General features: G+C 39.2%; 13 protein-coding genes and 1 riboswitch. All 13 genes read right to left on the bottom strand.

What is annotated here, in order from left to right; translation table 11 throughout:
- Window position 1: 1 nt before the first annotated feature.
- Window positions 2–682 carry a heptaprenylglyceryl phosphate synthase gene (locus J2Z81_RS08135; protein ID WP_038220997.1) on the bottom strand — a complete coding sequence of 227 codons (681 nt, stop codon included), beginning with the start codon at window positions 680–682 and terminating at the stop codon, window positions 2–4.
- Window positions 683–1,771: 1,089 nt separating this feature from the next.
- Window positions 1,772–1,993 (bottom strand): group II intron maturase-specific domain-containing protein, encoded by a 222-nt coding sequence (locus J2Z81_RS08140; protein ID WP_226374287.1) that lies wholly within the window; start codon window positions 1,991–1,993, stop codon window positions 1,772–1,774.
- Window positions 1,994–2,133: 140 nt separating this feature from the next.
- Window positions 2,134–2,448, bottom strand: coding sequence for a YerC/YecD family TrpR-related protein (locus tag J2Z81_RS08145; RefSeq protein ID WP_029265995.1), 315 nt, complete (start codon window positions 2,446–2,448; stop codon window positions 2,134–2,136).
- Between the two features lie 19 nt (window positions 2,449–2,467).
- Window positions 2,468–3,472 carry a DUF3048 domain-containing protein gene (locus tag J2Z81_RS08150; RefSeq protein WP_051681344.1) on the bottom strand — a complete coding sequence of 335 codons (1,005 nt, stop codon included), beginning with the start codon at window positions 3,470–3,472 and terminating at the stop codon, window positions 2,468–2,470.
- A 72-nt stretch (window positions 3,473–3,544) separates the two neighbouring features.
- Complete coding sequence (locus J2Z81_RS08155) at window positions 3,545–5,290, bottom strand: adenine deaminase C-terminal domain-containing protein (RefSeq protein WP_029265999.1); 1,746 nt, start codon at window positions 5,288–5,290, stop codon at window positions 3,545–3,547.
- 264 nt (window positions 5,291–5,554) lie between these two features.
- Window positions 5,555–6,808 carry a phosphoribosylamine--glycine ligase gene (purD, locus tag J2Z81_RS08160; RefSeq protein WP_029266001.1) on the bottom strand — a complete coding sequence of 418 codons (1,254 nt, stop codon included), beginning with the start codon at window positions 6,806–6,808 and terminating at the stop codon, window positions 5,555–5,557.
- 21 nt (window positions 6,809–6,829) lie between these two features.
- A complete protein-coding gene (gene purH / locus J2Z81_RS08165; RefSeq protein ID WP_029266003.1) occupies window positions 6,830–8,362 on the bottom strand; it encodes a bifunctional phosphoribosylaminoimidazolecarboxamide formyltransferase/IMP cyclohydrolase in 1,533 nt (510 codons plus the stop codon).
- A gap of 22 nt (window positions 8,363–8,384) precedes the next feature.
- Entirely contained in the window at window positions 8,385–8,948 is a 564-nt protein-coding gene (gene purN / locus J2Z81_RS08170; RefSeq protein WP_029266005.1) for a phosphoribosylglycinamide formyltransferase, read from the bottom strand.
- Window positions 8,941–9,963 carry a phosphoribosylformylglycinamidine cyclo-ligase gene (gene purM, locus J2Z81_RS08175; RefSeq protein ID WP_029266007.1) on the bottom strand — a complete coding sequence of 341 codons (1,023 nt, stop codon included), beginning with the start codon at window positions 9,961–9,963 and terminating at the stop codon, window positions 8,941–8,943. Before purM ends, purN begins: the two co-directional genes overlap by 8 nt.
- 24 nt (window positions 9,964–9,987) lie before the next feature.
- Window positions 9,988–11,358, bottom strand: a complete 1,371-nt coding sequence (purF, locus tag J2Z81_RS08180; protein ID WP_051681345.1) for an amidophosphoribosyltransferase — start codon at window positions 11,356–11,358, stop codon at window positions 9,988–9,990.
- Between the two features lie 14 nt (window positions 11,359–11,372).
- On the bottom strand, window positions 11,373–13,595 hold the full coding sequence (gene purL / locus J2Z81_RS08185) for a phosphoribosylformylglycinamidine synthase subunit PurL (RefSeq protein WP_029266011.1): 2,223 nt from the start codon (window positions 13,593–13,595) through the stop codon (window positions 11,373–11,375).
- A gap of 54 nt (window positions 13,596–13,649) precedes the next feature.
- Window positions 13,650–14,792 (bottom strand): 5-(carboxyamino)imidazole ribonucleotide synthase, encoded by a 1,143-nt coding sequence (gene purK, locus J2Z81_RS08190; protein WP_226371108.1) that lies wholly within the window; start codon window positions 14,790–14,792, stop codon window positions 13,650–13,652.
- Complete coding sequence (purE, locus tag J2Z81_RS08195; RefSeq protein ID WP_029266012.1) at window positions 14,779–15,270, bottom strand: 5-(carboxyamino)imidazole ribonucleotide mutase; 492 nt, start codon at window positions 15,268–15,270, stop codon at window positions 14,779–14,781. The genes purK and purE overlap by 14 nt, the downstream gene beginning before the upstream one ends.
- A gap of 120 nt (window positions 15,271–15,390) precedes the next feature.
- Window positions 15,391–15,490, bottom strand: a riboswitch (purine riboswitch).
- Window positions 15,491–15,616: the final 126 nt, after the last annotated feature.

A 15,616-nucleotide genomic window follows, 5' to 3' on the forward strand; every position in this document is an offset into this window, starting at 1 on the left:
CTTATTCAATATCTTTAACAGCTTTAACTGTTTTTAATGCATCTTTAAAATTAGTATAAATACTGTTACCAACAATAATAACGTCTGCATGTTCTTTCATTTCTCTTGCTTGGGATCGATGTTCAATGCCGCCTCCATAAAAAAGCAACGTATTTTCCAGTTCATTGCTCACTGTCTCTACCAAATTGACGTCGCCATAGGTACCACTGTACTCCATGTAGAAGATTGGTAAATGAAAGACATGTTCGGCCATATGGGCATAAGCGATAACATCATCATCGTCCGGTAGATAACTATCCGTATGTGAAAAAGCCTTTGCTTGTTCATTTAAAATACAATATCCTTCAATGAAAATTTCATCCCAATTCATCATATCTTTATATTGTTTAATAGCTTGGTGTTGAATGTCCATCATCCATTTTTTGTCTTTACTGTTCATAACCATTGGAATCAGATAGTAATCAAATCCAGGTGTGATTGCCTCCATCGTAGAAATTTCAAGGATACATGAAACCGTATATCGTCTAATTCGCGATAATAAGTCCAACACACCGTCTAATGTTACATTGTCTGTTCCACCAACAATGATAGCGTCTGTTCCTGATTCGCACAACTGCTCTAAATGCTCATCCGATATCTCTTTCGCCGGATCTAATTTAAATACATGTTTCCATTCTTTCATTGTATTGTACACAGTCTATAATCCTCCAATATCATTCTCCATTTGTTTATTATAGCAAATATTGTTCTATGAATTTAGGGTTAACTGAGATTTAATTTGATAATGTACATTTATACCGTTTTCATGCACCAGCCAATGAATCGAGTAGGTGACTAGCCATTAATTGGATAGTCGACCTCTCACACCACCGTATGTGTTCCGTATACGGCGGTTCAGTAGTTTGAGTGTGCTTTCTCGAAGAGTATGGTTAAATCTTTGTAGCCTACTCTTTCGAGAATTTTATTTGTAATGGTTCTGTGAAGAATGTAACTGTTGGCTATTCTCCAATGTCCTTTACGAGTATTAGCCCACTCCCATGCTTTCTGGGGTGGGATTCCGAGTTTTATAAGGCTATGGTATTTGGTTTTCACTTTCTTCCCCCTCGTATAATATGTTTAGTCTTAAATATTTTCTTATTAATTATTTTCAATCTACCTAATAACACTTTGAGCGTAACTCCGTTACCCTTCACTGCTGGCGGACGCTTTCCGCGGGCATGGCTTGAGCCTCCTCGGAAGAAGTTCACTTCCTGCGGTCATGCTTTTCCCGCAGGAGTCGCCGCCATCCGTTCCAGGTAACTCATTTGGAGTTTAAATAATGAAATGATAAATATGTTAAATCTCTTGGACGTTGTGTGATGTTCCTAGATAATGGTCTTAGGATCATTTGGGACAATTCTTTTCCCCCTTGCGGATTGAACCGCATAAAAAGACTGTTTCCCAGTGTGCGCCTTGGTCTTCCTACACGCAGGCTGTGCACCTTGATTTTTGAACCTAGATGTTAGTAGCTCTAGGGCGGCTTTCAATGCAAGGTAAAATTCCTTCACCGTAAATAACGATTTACCTGGCGCCACCACATTAAGAGATGAAATCCTATATGTTTCTCAAGGGAAATCCGTGACTGAATTGCGAATTGGTCTTGAATCAACAAGTGTCTATAGTTTTCATCCATTAACAGATTACCAGTAAATTTTCTGTTTTTTGCTGGTTTAACTTCGTGTTGCTTTTTTTAAGTGAATTGCACCTTGATAATCAAATAGTTATTTATTTTTCATACTACCGCAGGTCTTTTCAACCAATGGTTGATTCGTTGAATGTATCCTTTCATAAATCCTATTCCAAAGAAGTTAATCCAACCAGTAGTGACCTCATTAATCTCCTGAATGATTTTACGAATATTGTGACCCCGGTTTCGTTTGGTAATCTGTTTTAGTTTCTTTTCAAAGCTTCTTTTAGATTTTATATGCGGACGAAAACCTGTTTCTTTATTCACCGTGTGCAAGCAGAAGCCTAAAAACTTACGTTTTGTAGGAGTACCTACTGCCAAGCCTGTAGTGGACTTTCACCACGAGGCTATAGCCCATGCCGGGCACACTTTAAAAAATACCGCTGCCATGTTTTGGCATGCGGTACTTATTTTTGATTTTGCGTATCATCATCGCCTGTTATACGATCCAACACCATTTGATATCCATCGCTCCCAAAGTTAATACACCTGCGAACGCGTGATATGGTGGCGGTGGAAGCTTTTGTTTCTTTCTCGATGACACTATATGTGTCACCTTCCATTAACATTTTCGCAACCTGCAATCGCTGTGTAATGGAATGAATCTCCGACATGGTGGCAATGTCATCAAAAAATCGGTAACATTCCTCTCGGTTCTTTAGAGACAGAATGGCATCAAACAATTGATCTAACTGTTTACCGCGTAATTTATCAATTTGCATGAAGAAATCCACCTTCTTTCTAATCCTTTGATATATTCACGGATTGATGTATTCCCGGATCTGAGGGAACAATATTTACCCATGTTTTCCCAGGTATGAATCCTATATCTTGTCCATCCTGCTCTGGAATAATTCTGCCTCGTTGGTTTATCCATTTAATATTCTTAACTTTCCCTTTTTGAAGGAGGTATGCATTTCCGCCGGATTCAAGGTCTATCGCACGACGGCCTTCTTCATCAATCACCTCATGATCTGCTTCAACAATAAAAATATTAGTTGTTTTGATAGGTTTTTCAGAGTGAAGATCAATCATTTGTTCCTGACCGTTAAACCTTGTATATATTTCTTCCTCTGAATTATAGTGATATGTCACTTTATCCTGTGTATTTGTTCCATACGTAATTTCCACATCTTGAGCAGGTTCTCCTGTTATTTTTTTACTTTTTTCAAGGAATGGTAATGGCTTATAATCACATGTTATATCATATCCTTTTACTTCCGCTTCCTCGTAGACAGCATCAAATTGTAAATAGGAATTATGAGGAGCTTTTCGAAAATCCTCCCGTTTAAACAAATGTTTATCGTTATCATAATAACCGCCATCCAGATGTTCTATTCCTCGAGCTTGAATCATTTTATCTATACTTTTTGCTGCACCATGATGGATGTACAATGTACCATAACGGTCAGCAAGTTCAAAGTAATATTCCCTTGCACTGCGGACTGGCCCAACTACTTCCGGCTTTTCACTCTGAAATAAAGCTAGAAACCTGGTAATGTCCCCTTCTGCTAGAATTTCAAATACAATGTCCGCTTTGGACAGTCCAGATTGAGGGCGTGCATGGAGATGATTGTTCACCATTACACTTACAATTCGGTCGTTTGCCCCTTCTTTGGTTTCAAGGCCAGTGAGTGGATAAAAACCGTGGTCATAATCATCCGTTTCTTCTTTTTCTCCTGAACAAGCTGATAATAGTATAATAAATCCAAATAGAAAAATCCAAATAATTCTTTTGTTCATCATTCTGCACCTCTAGTAAAAAAGAATAGCTATTAAACAGGGTTGCCAAAAAATAGAATGATAATAAAAAATAGATTATCGCATAATTGCAGGAACAAGTAATTCTCTTTTCTTTACATCAATAATCCCTTGCTGTGTTATGCGAATGTAAGGTAAGTGTGTTGCTGCCAAAAATAGTATACTATAAACTGGATCATCATACTTATAACCGTATTCTTTTAATAACTTCTTCAACTGTTTTTCTTTGGAGATTAATGCAGTCATATCCCCTCTAAACATCATGCCACCCAGCCTCAAAGGAAGCTCAAAAACTATTTTTCCTTCATGGGCAAGGACAATCCCTCCACCAAGTTCCTTCATACGCTTCCAAGCTATTTTCATATCATATTTACTTTTTCCTATAAACACGATATCACCAGTTGTTGAATAAGAACTTACAAGTGCACCTAAGCGATCCGTAAAACCTCGGAGTGTTGTATTCACTCTCCATTTTCCTTCTCTATCCATTAAAATTAAAAATGCGTCACTTCTATTTCCAGGGAGTACATCCAACGTTACATCTGTTTCAATCGCATACGGTCTAATAATGACGTTGCTCATCATGTCCAGACCAATCGGAATAGAAAATTGCAAGTCGCTATCAGTGAGATCCCAGTCAAATTCCAGTTCATTGATACCGGATTTTTCCCAATCGATTACTGGTTCTCTTTCCCACTCCTTTTCTTCTCTTAGAATCCATTTTCCTTTCGCAAGCACTCCTACCGGATGTGGATTGTCCTTTGCTTTTAAAATATTAATGTGAGCAATACGACCCGGTGTAATACTTCCGATCTGTTCCTCTAGATTAAAATGTCTGGCAACATTGTATGTAGCCATTTGATATGCCTCTGATAGTGGAACACCTTTTTCGATTGCGATTTCGATACATAAGTTCATCATACCATGTTCGTAAAAAGCTGGTGTTGCACCATCCGTAGTCATCGTAAAGTTTTCAAATGATGTAATTCCTTCTGCAAGAATTTCCTCTAACAAAAGTGGAAGATCTGGACGAATAGACGAATGCCTAAGTCCTACCTGATAACCTAAGCGAAGACGTCTAAGCACTTCTTCTCCGGTAATGGATTCATGATCAGCTGAAACGCCAAATAATTTCATCTTTGTTAATGTTGATTCAGATGCACCAGGCAGGTGACCCTCTACTGGTTTGCCGAGTCTCTTTGATTCCTGCATCCAATATAGTAGTCGGTCATCACCTGCAAGCAATTTCGGCCACGATGTAAGCTCCCCGCTCTGGATTACAGAAGGATTGGAGATCCATGACAGTATATCTTCACTATCCAAAAATTCATCCTCGTTTTGCAAGGCAGATTGGGAATCCATCCGAGCCCACCAAAACATAGATATAGGTAATTGATTAAAGTTTTCTATCAAGGAAAACGCTTTCTTTCTCTCTAATAAAAAAAGCCATGTTAAATTGTCGTTAATCAGTGTTGTTGTCCCGAACTTCGCTACATGGTTTGCTAGGTTTTCTGGATTATATAACTGGCTTGGATGTGCATGTGGTTCAATGTAGCCAGGGACCAAAAATTGTCCGGTACAATCCACTATTTCTGTTTCCTCATTGTATTGTTCTGGTAACTTATCTCCAACATAAACAATTCGATCGTTCAAAATCCATATATTTTTATTTAGCCATTCTTTTGTATAACCATTAAAATATGTGCCATTTTTTAGTACCAATGTTGGTGAAACTTCTCCTTCAATAACGGCTACATGTTCTCGTCTTTCGCGGTTTCTCCAGTAATGTCCATTTTCTAACATAAAAACAACTCTCCATTTATTTAACTACTATTTCCTTCATCTTATCATATTTTACTTTCACACACTAAAGTTTCCTTTTAAAAAAGATGAATTTTTTGTGACACACCTTTTTACACTGCTCTTTTCCTAAAGTTTGTTTTGTTCTAATGACACAGTAGAAGTATTTGCTTTGTCAAGAAGCGACATGTTTCATGAAACAGTTTTAACAAAGAAAAAAAGCATGCCCTTTTTCTAGCATGCCTCGATTGATCCTACGTATTGAGTTTAATTTTTGCCTATATCTTTTCGATAATAAAATCCTTCCGCTTGTTCCAGTGGCTGTAGTGTTTCGTACACTGCAGCGGTAGCAGTTTGCAGGGAACCTCCATTTGCGCCAACTAATAGAACTCTTCCACCATTGGACCGGTAACTTCCTTCCACTTGTTTTGTCCCTGCGTGAATAACAAAGGAGTCTTTACATACATTGATTTCCGGAAGTAAAACATCTTTCTCACAAGCTTGTGGGTAACCCTTCGAGGCGACAACAACTCCTGCACAAACCCCGTCTTTCCATTCTAAGCTTGGATCTTTTCCGGCCAAAACATCGAGAAATACCTGCAAGAGGTCATTTTCTAATAAAGGTAATACGACTTGTGTTTCGGGATCACCAAAACGTGTATTAAATTCAATTACCTTTGGCCCATCTTCCGTCATAATCAAGCCTGCATAAAGGATTCCTGTAAAATTCCGCCCTTCTTCCATCATCCCATTAGCTGTTTTCTGCATAATTGCTTCACAAGTAAATGCTAAATCTCTCGTAGATACATCAGAAACCGGAGCATAGGCGCCCATGCCTCCAGTATTTGGACCCTGGTCGTTATCATAAGCGCGTTTATGGTCTCTTGCTGTTACCATTGGATAAACATTATATTCATGAACAAATGCCATTAACGAAAATTCTTTTCCTTCCAAAAATTCTTCTATAACGACCTTTGGTGTTTCACCTTTCTGGGAAAAGACTTTTGCAATGAGCATATCATCGATCGCCTTTAATGCTTCCTCAATTGTTTCAGCCACAACAACGCCTTTACCTGCTGCTAATCCATCCGCTTTAATAACGATAGGTGCACCTTTTTTCTCAATATATGCTTTTGCCTCATTTGGATCAGTGAAGGTTGTATGTTCTGCTGTTGGGATATTATATTTTTTCATAAACTTTTTAGCGAAGTCTTTACTTCCTTCAAGCAAAGCAGCTTCTTTTGTTGGGGCAAAAATAGCTAGCCTGTTTTCTTGAAATCGGTTTGCTATACCAGCATTTAAAGGTGCTTCAGGTCCAACGATGGTTAAATCTATCTGACTTTCTTTAGCGAATGCTATTAATCCATCAAAATCCATTTCATCGATAGGTACACATGTAGCTTGTTTAGCGATACCTCCATTCCCCGGGGCAGCATATAAACCGGTAATCTCCTCGCTCTCCTTGAGCTTCATGATTATGCTATGTTCACGTCCGCCACGTCCCACAACTAATACATTCATTTGAATAAACACCCTTTATTTTTAATGTTTGAAATGACGCATACCTGTATAAACCATCGCTATTCCATGCTTATCACATACATCAATTGAATCTTGATCCCGTTTTGATCCACCAGGCTGAATGATTGCCGTAATACCAGCTTCAGCAGCAGCTTCGACCGTATCCGGCATTGGGAAGAATGCATCAGATGCAAGTACAGATCCTTGTGCTTTTTGTTTCGCTTGTTCAATGGCAATATTTGCCGCACCAATTCGGTTCATCTGGCCTGCGCCAACACCAATTGTTTGCTTATCCTTTGCTAGAACAATCGCATTGGATTTCACGTGTTTTACTGCTTTCCAAGCAAAAAATAGGTCGTTTAACTCTTTTTCTGTTGGCTGACGTTTTGTAGGATAAGATAATTGATCAGTCGTCAATTCTCCGGTATCCCTATCTTGCAGCAAAATTCCGCCTTTTACCGTAGAAATGCGCTTTGATTTTTTTTCCGTATGATCCATTGGCAGTTTTAACAAGCGAATATTTTTCTTTTTCGTTAAAATTTCTAATGCGTCATCCGTAAAACTTGGTGCAATCACGATTTCTAGAAAGATTTCACTTAACTGCTGTGCTGTTTCCACATCTATTTCTCTATTACAAGTGACAATCCCGCCAAAAATCGATGTAGAATCTGCTTCATAGGCTTTAGCAAATGCACTCGATATATTTGTTGACACACCAATACCACACGGATTCATATGCTTAACTGCTACAGCAGCAGGCTCATTATACTCAGCTATCATTTCAAGTGCTGCACTTGCGTCTTGAATATTATTAAAGGAGAGTTCTTTTCCATGGAGTTGCTCCGCTGTCGCCAGGCTCATCCCTGAACTTTTCACGTCCCGGTAGAAAGCTGCCTCCTGATGTGGATTCTCTCCGTAGCGAAGTGTTTGAACTCTTTCAAATGTAGGTGTATACGTTTTAGGGAAGGTCATCCCAGAGTCTTCTGTAAAGTATCCCGCGATCATGGCATCATAGTTTGCCGTATGTCTGAATACCTTTGATGCTAGCTCCTTGCGTTTTTCAACAGTTAATTCATTTTTCTCGATACCTTTTAATACTTGCTCATAGTCAGACGGATCAACAACTACAGTAATATTTTTAAAGTTTTTCGCAGCTGCACGTAACATCGTCGGACCGCCAATATCAATATTTTCAATAATTTCCGCTTCAGAAACACCTTCTTTAGCTAGTGTTTGCTTAAATGGATATAAATTGACAACTACTATTTCGATCGGATCAATTTTATGATTTTTCAGTTGTTCTTTATGGGACGGATTCTCCATGTCAGCTAATAAAGCCCCGTGAATAAACGGATGTAAAGTCTTCACTCGCCCATCCAGTATCTCAGGAAAATCTGTTACTGCCTCTACTGCTTTAACTGGGATATTTGCCTGTTGTATCTTTTTTAGTGTACCGCCAGTTGAAATAATTTCATATCCTAAATCAACAAGACCTTTAGCAAACGTTTCGATGTTTTCTTTATTAGACACACTAATTAGTGCTCGCTTTGTCATGAAAAAACTCCTCACTATTTGATTACTTTTTTAAAATAAGCTGCTTAACTACTTCCGGATATAATTGATGCTCTGTTTGCTGGATTCTTTGTTTTAATGTCTCTTTTGTATCACCCTGTAAAACTGGTACTTCTCGCTGAGCGATAATCGGTCCGGTGTCAACACCTTTATCTACAAAATGAACAGTGACACCCGTCTTGTCTACTCCGGCTTGATACGCGCGTTCGATTGCATCTTTACCTGGAAATTTCGGAAGTAGGGATGGATGAATGTTGATCATTCTACCTTCAAAAACATTTAAAAGGGTTGGCCCTACAATGCGCATATAACCAGCCAAAAAGATCCATTCAACCTTTGCTTCTTGCAGTTTTTCTACTATTTGTTTTTCATAAGCTTCTTTCGAATGAAATTCCTTTGGCTGACATACAAATGTCGAAATCCCTCTAAGATTTGCTTTGTCCACAACAACTGCACCAGGTTTATCACAAACTAATAGAACAATATCGCAAGCAAGATCTGCTTTATTTATGATTGCTTCGAAATTACTTCCCGTGCCAGAAGCAAATACAGCTGCTTTTTTACGCATGAGTAAAATGCACTCCTTCATTTGCTGTCACTGTTCCAATAACCGCTGCTTCTTCTCCTTTTTTCTTTAAAATGGACAGGGCGCTTGCCACATTGGACTCTGCCACAACAATTGCCATACCAATTCCCATGTTAAAAACGCCATACATATCTTGATCTGAAATATTCCCCTTTCCCTGTAAGAAGGTGAAAATTTCAGGAACATTCCAGCTAGTTCTATCTAGTTCCACTCCTAATCCTTCCGGAAGCATGCGTGGGAAATTTTCATAAAAGCCCCCTCCAGTTATATGAGAAATCCCTTTGACCGTTATTTTTTCTGTAACAGATTGTATTTGCTTTGCATATATTTTGGTCGGGGTTAACAGAATCTCGCCTAACGTCTTTGTAAATCCATCATAAACTTTAGATAAATCGAGATCCTCTATTATTTTCCGTACTAGTGAATAACCATTGGAGTGGATACCACTGGAAGGAAGGCCAATGATCACGTCACCTGCTTCGATAGATTCACCTGTTATCAGCTTCGATTTTTCAGCAATACCGACTGTAAATCCTGCTAAATCATATTCATTATCCGCGTACATGCTAGGCATTTCTGCGGTTTCTCCACCGATTAAAGCTGCTCCGGCTTCTATACACCCTTCAGAAACACCAGCAACGATTTGTTCAATGACAGCAGGATCATTTTGTCCACAGCCGATATAATCAAGGAAAAATAAAGGCTTAGCTCCTTGAGCAACAACATCATTTACACACATAGCCACTAAATCAATTCCAATTGTATGATGGCGATTTAATTGAAAAGCAAGCTTTAACTTCGTTCCCACGCCATCTGTTCCCGAAACGAGGACTGGTTCCTCATATTTCAAAGATGTTAATTCAAATAATCCGCCAAAGGCGCCAATTCCTCCAAGTACTTCTGAACGTGTTGTTTTGGCAATATGCTTTTTCATCCTCTCAACAGCTTCATAACCTTTTTCGACATCGACACCTGCATTTTTATAAACATCTGACATTTCAGCACATCCTCCAGCATTTTGTTAAGATTGCATACATGACTTATTTTTTTCTTTTTGATGAAGAACAGGGTAATTTCCTGTCATGCATGCATTGCAAATTCCTTGACTTGCAGTGCGTTTTTTAATAATTGCTTTTTCTAACCCTTTGGTAGATAAGTAAGCTACACTATCTGCTCCGATCTGTTTGCATATCTCATCAACGGAATAATTCGCAGCAATGAGTTCTTCTCTTGTTGACATATCAATGCCATAATAGCATGGGCTTTCGATAGGCGGTGAAGCAATACGTACATGAACTTCTTTCGCACCCGCATCTTTGATCATTTTGACAATCCTTCTTGAAGTTGTCCCTCTGACAATAGAATCATCAATCATGACAACCCGTTTCCCTTCCACAATCCCTCTTACAGGGGAAAGTTTCATCTTTACACCCTGCTCACGCAATTCCTGGGAAGGTTGAATAAACGTTCTGCCTATATATCTATTTTTAATGACACCCATTTCATAAGGTATCCCGCTTTGTTCAGCATAGCCGATTGCAGCTGATATACTGGAATCTGGTACACCTGTAACCACATCTGCTTCGGCAGGTGCTTCTTTTGCCAGTTCTATTCCCATTTCTTTCCTGGAAGTATGAACATTTACATAATTTAGATCACTATCGGGTCTCGATAAATAAACATATTCCATCCCACATATTCTGCGGGTTTCCCCTGAAGAAAAATAGGTGGATGTTACCCCAGTATTATTTATTGTTAAGAGTTCACCGGGTGAAACTTCTCGTTCGAAACTGGCACCTATAAGATCAAATGCACAAGTTTCTGATGCAATAACATACCCGCTGCCTAATTTGCCGATGGATAACGGACGGATCCCTTTTGGATCAAGTGCTACATACATTCGGTCTTCTTTTAACATTAAAAAGGCATAAGCACCAGTTACTTTCTGTAAAGCTTCGATAATAGCTTCCTCTGTTGTTTCTTTTTTGCTCCTTTTAATGAGATGAGCAAGTATTTCTGTATCCGATGAGGTTTGTAAAATACTCCCATCTTCCTCCAGCTCTCCCTTTAGTTCATACGCATTCATGATGCTTCCAACAAGCGCTAATGCCATGCTTCCTGTTTGGGAGCGAAATAGAAGTGGTTGCACACTATCTATTTCGTCTTCCGCCTTTTTGCCATAGCGAACATGCCCAATTGCTGCATGTCCGTTTAGTTCAGGAAACGATGCATCTTTAAACACATCATTAACTAAATCTAATCCTCTATGAAGTTTCAAAGTACTTCCATCGCTTACTGCAACACCAGCTCCATCCTGCCCACGGTGCTGTAATGCATGCAGTCCATAATACGTAATTTCCGCCGCCTTATGATGCCCCCAAATTCCAAACATTCCGCACTCTCCATTTATTCGTTAGATTTCAGCAAATTCGGGATAGACGCTTTCCAAATTTTGCTGAGTTCTTTTACTTCTTCCTGAATAACGTTCGCGTTGTTTGCTTTTATTACATATTGATTATCCTTTGTTACATAGCCAATCCGTTGTGCATGGTTTATCCTTTCTTCAAACTTTTGGGTATCTTCCTGTTTGACGGTTATGATAAACCGTGACTGTGACTCACTAAACATGGCGATAGTTAAATCCATACCTATTTCTACTTCAAATCCTAATTCTTTTTTGTTAAACACACTTTCTGCAAGTGCAATCGCTAGCCCGCCTTCAGCTATATCATGTGCAGATTGAATGATTCCTTCTTGAATTGCCCTGAGTAATTGGTTTTGAATTTTCGCCTCTGTTTGCAGATCAATGGTCGGAGCTTTCCCCTTATAAGAACCATCGATTAAATTTTGGAGTTCACTGCCTCCGAATTCTGCCCTCGTCTCACCAATTAAATAAATGACATCTCCAGCTTCTTGAAAAGAACTTGGTGTAATATGTTCCAAAGACGCATGCAATCCCACCATTCCAATAATTGGTGTTGGGAAGATTGCTTTTCCTTTGGACTGATTATACATCGAAACATTCCCGCTGATAACAGGTGTATCCAGTGCTAAGCATGCATCGCTAATACCTTCTATACTTTTTTCCATTTGCCAAAATACTTCTGGATTCGTTGGATTTCCGTAATTTAATCCATCTGTTAAAGCTAAAGGCTTTGCACCAGAGCAAACAAGATTACGAGCCGCTTCTGCAACAGCAATTTTTCCACCTGTTTCAGGATCCAGATAAATATAGCGAGAATTACAGTCTGTAGTGATCGCAATCGATTTGTCCGCTCCATCGATGCGCACAACTGCTGCATCTGAACCTGGAGACTTAATTGTATTCCCTTGCGCAGTTGAATCAAATTGGTTATACACCCACTCTTTGCTTGCAATCGTTGGCTGTTTAAGCATTTGTTTTAAAACTTCCGCATGATTTTCTACTAGGGGTATGTCCGTTTCCAACTCTTGAAACTGGCTGTAATAATCAGCTACTTTCGAAGGCATGTGGTAAACTGGTGCCTCTTCAGCTAGTGCATCAACCGGTACATCAGCTACTACCTGATCATGGTGCTTAATCCGAAATCTTTTCTCTTCAATTACTTCACCAATTGCTGCCGCTTCGATATCATGCTTCGTAAAAAGGTCTATAACCTCTTGTTCGCGTCCTTTAGCTACCACAAGCAACATACGCTCTTGTGATTCCGATAACATAATTTCGTAAGCATCCATATTCTTTTTTCGCAATGGAACTAAATCAAGATCCATTTCAATGCCTGTCCCTGCTGCACTTGCCATTTCACTAGCAGAAGAAGTTAGTCCTGCTGCGCCCATGTCTTGCATACCCACTAATGCATCGGATTGAATCACTTCTAAACAAGCATCAATTAGTCTTTTCTCTATATGCGGATCCCCTAGTGCTACTGCTGATTTATTCTCTTCAGATTCTTCACGTTCACCTGAAGAAAATGTTGCCCCATGAATCCCATCTCTGCCAGTATCTCTTCCGGCATAAATCACCGTATTTCCAACTCCAGATGCAACACCTTTTTGAATATCTTGATGGTTAATGAGTCCAATACACATCGCATTCACAAGCGGATTTTCCTCATAACAATCATCGAATTGTACTTCTCCGCCAACGGTAGGAACTTCTAATGTATTTCCATAGTGAGCAATTCCACGTGCCACCTCTGTTACTAAATGGCGTGTCCGCTCCGTCGTTAAATTGCCAAATCTTAGTGAATTCATTAATGCAATAGGCTTTGCTCCCATTGAAAAAACGTCGCGCACAATGCCTCCGACACCGGTCGCAGCACCTTCGAACGGTTCAACAGCAGAAGGGCTGTTATGACTTTCGAGTTTAAAAACAACAGCTTGATTATCGCCAATATCAACAACCCCTGCACCTTCACCAGGGCCTTGGATAACATGAGTTCCTTTTGTAGGAAACTTTTTTAATAAAGGTTTTGATGTTTTATAACTGCAATGTTCCGACCACATCGCTGAAAAGATACCTGTTTCCGTATAGTTCGGACGGCGTTTTAAAATGTTTTTAATCATTTGATATTCTTTTTCACTTAAGCCCATGTTCTTATATAATTGTTCATTTTCAATTTGCTCAGGTTTCATATTGTGCGCTGTCATTATAAACACATCTCCTTCATTTTTCACCGTTTTCAAATTCTGCTTTTGTATCAATCACTGCACCATTTCTTCAAAATTGCTTATTACTTGCTGTAATTTTTTTGTGGTTTCTGCAATAAATGTGACATGCCCCATTTTACGTTTTTCTTTCGCTTCATCTTTACCGTACAAATGAATGAAACCTTCAGGAGATTTTCGCATTGCTTGTAAAATTGCTTGTAAATCCTCTCCTAAAATATTGATCATGGAAGCGGGTTGTAAGAGTTTTACTGACATTAGTGGTAATCCGCAAATTGCACGAATATGCTGGGTGAATTGCGAAATATTACACGCTTCTATCGAATAATGGCCTGAGTTATGAGGGCGTGGTGCCATCTCATTTAGATACACTGTTTCATCCTTTACAAACATCTCAATTGCAAATGTACCAACGATATTCATTTGATTTGCTAAGACACCTGCAGCATGAATTGCTTTTTCTTTCACTATCTCGCTAACAGACGCCGGTACTGTAGTTTGATAAAGAATATGTTCCTTATGGTCATTCTCTGCAATAGGGAAAAATGTTATTTCTCCAGATTGTGATCGGGTAAATATAACGGATATCTCTTTATCAAACGAAACCCATTCTTCGATAATGCAGTGTTCATTTTGCTCCGCAAAGTGGATGGCTTCTTTTGCATCTTCTTCTGCCCGTATCTTTATTTGTCCTTTTCCGTCATAACCGCCGCTGCATGTTTTAATGACCGATGGAAAAGAAATGTGTTTTAATGCATCTTCACAAGCTCTGCCATTTGTTACGATAGAAAAGTTCGGAATAGGTAAATCTGCTTCTCTCATTATCTTTTTTTCTCTTTCACGATTCTGTGTTACTTCTAGAGCAAAAGCACCTTGAGGCAGTTTTCCTTGTTGTTCCATGTAAGCTGCTGCCTCAAGATCAACATTTTCAAATTCATACGTCACAACATCACTACATTCTGCTAACTGCTTGATCGCATCCATATCGTCATATGCTGCAGTTATTTGCTGATCTGCTAGTTGAGCGGTTGGGCAATTTGGAGTTGGATCAAGTACAACAATTTGATAGCCCATTTGCTTTGCAGCTACGGCCATCATCCGGCCGAGCTGTCCACCGCCAATAATACCGATTGTACCTGGCGGAAGGATAACTTTTGATCCTTGGTTATTCTTTTGCAAGGTCCTCCCTCATTTCTTCTACTTTGATTTGCATCTTTTTTCGATATTCCGTTAATCTTTCTGCAGCATCTTTATCAAAGGCGCTAATGATTTGTGCAGCAAATATTCCTGCATTTGTAGCACCGGCTTTTCCAATTGCCATTGTTGCGGTCGGTACACCACCTGGCATTTGTACGATGGAAAGCAAAGAATCCATTCCGTTTAATGCTTTACTTTGTATTGGAACACCAATAACAGGAAGTGTTGTCTGTGAAGCAACCATACCTGGCAAATGCGCTGCACCACCGGCACCTGCAATAATCACTTTAAATCCACGTTCACGCGCTGACTTTGCATACTTAAACATCTCATCAGGTGTGCGATGTGCTGAGATTACATCTTTTTCAAATGGAATCTCTAACTCTTCAAGGACTGCACAAGTATGTTGCATCGTCTCCCAGTCTGAAATACTGCCCATAATCACACCAACCGCTGTCATAAAATCCCTCTTTCTTTTTAGTTGATTAACCTATCTAAATAAAAAATCTATCCATTTTCTCCATTTCAAATGAGAGAAGATGAATAGATACGCGCACAACGATTAGATCATTGCATAAGGCAATGACTCACCTTCCCTCATAGTTCAGCATTTACGGTGCTGAGTAGAAACATTTGGGCCTTATTCCCAAAAATATATGAGGAACCGTATTTAATTCTACGTTAAGAATAGCAAAAAACAAAGGGGCTTGTCAATTAAATATCGAACATTTATTTAACGTTAATACTAAATGTTCGGTTTTTACTCATGTACACGACACGCTGCGGCATCTACTTTCATTTTCACG

Origin of the sequence: Virgibacillus alimentarius, assembly GCF_017874635.1 — a bacterium.
Lineage (GTDB): Bacteria > Bacillota > Bacilli > Bacillales > Amphibacillaceae > Virgibacillus_B > Virgibacillus_B alimentarius.

What these genes read in the sequence shown, in the direction of transcription:
- J2Z81_RS08150 (WP_051681344.1), bottom strand. Translation starts at nt 3,472, where the DNA reads ATGATGAACAAAAGAATTATTTGGATTTTTCTATTTGGATTTATTATA.
- purH (WP_029266003.1), bottom strand. Translation starts at nt 8,362, where the DNA reads ATGACAAAGCGAGCACTAATTAGTGTGTCTAATAAAGAAAACATCGAA.
- purN (WP_029266005.1), bottom strand. Translation starts at nt 8,948, where the DNA reads ATGCGTAAAAAAGCAGCTGTATTTGCTTCTGGCACGGGAAGTAATTTC.
- purM (WP_029266007.1), bottom strand. Translation starts at nt 9,963, where the DNA reads ATGTCAGATGTTTATAAAAATGCAGGTGTCGATGTCGAAAAAGGTTAT.
- J2Z81_RS08155 (WP_029265999.1), bottom strand. Translation starts at nt 5,290, where the DNA reads ATGTTAGAAAATGGACATTACTGGAGAAACCGCGAAAGACGAGAACAT.
- J2Z81_RS08135 (WP_038220997.1), bottom strand. Translation starts at nt 682, where the DNA reads ATGAAAGAATGGAAACATGTATTTAAATTAGATCCGGCGAAAGAGATA.
- purE (WP_029266012.1), bottom strand. Translation starts at nt 15,270, where the DNA reads ATGACAGCGGTTGGTGTGATTATGGGCAGTATTTCAGACTGGGAGACG.
- purD (WP_029266001.1), bottom strand. Translation starts at nt 6,808, where the DNA reads ATGAATGTATTAGTTGTGGGACGTGGCGGACGTGAACATAGCATAATC.
- purF (WP_051681345.1), bottom strand. Translation starts at nt 11,358, where the DNA reads ATGTTTGGAATTTGGGGGCATCATAAGGCGGCGGAAATTACGTATTAT.
- J2Z81_RS08145 (WP_029265995.1), bottom strand. Translation starts at nt 2,448, where the DNA reads ATGCAAATTGATAAATTACGCGGTAAACAGTTAGATCAATTGTTTGAT.
- purL (WP_029266011.1), bottom strand. Translation starts at nt 13,595, where the DNA reads ATGACAGCGCACAATATGAAACCTGAGCAAATTGAAAATGAACAATTA.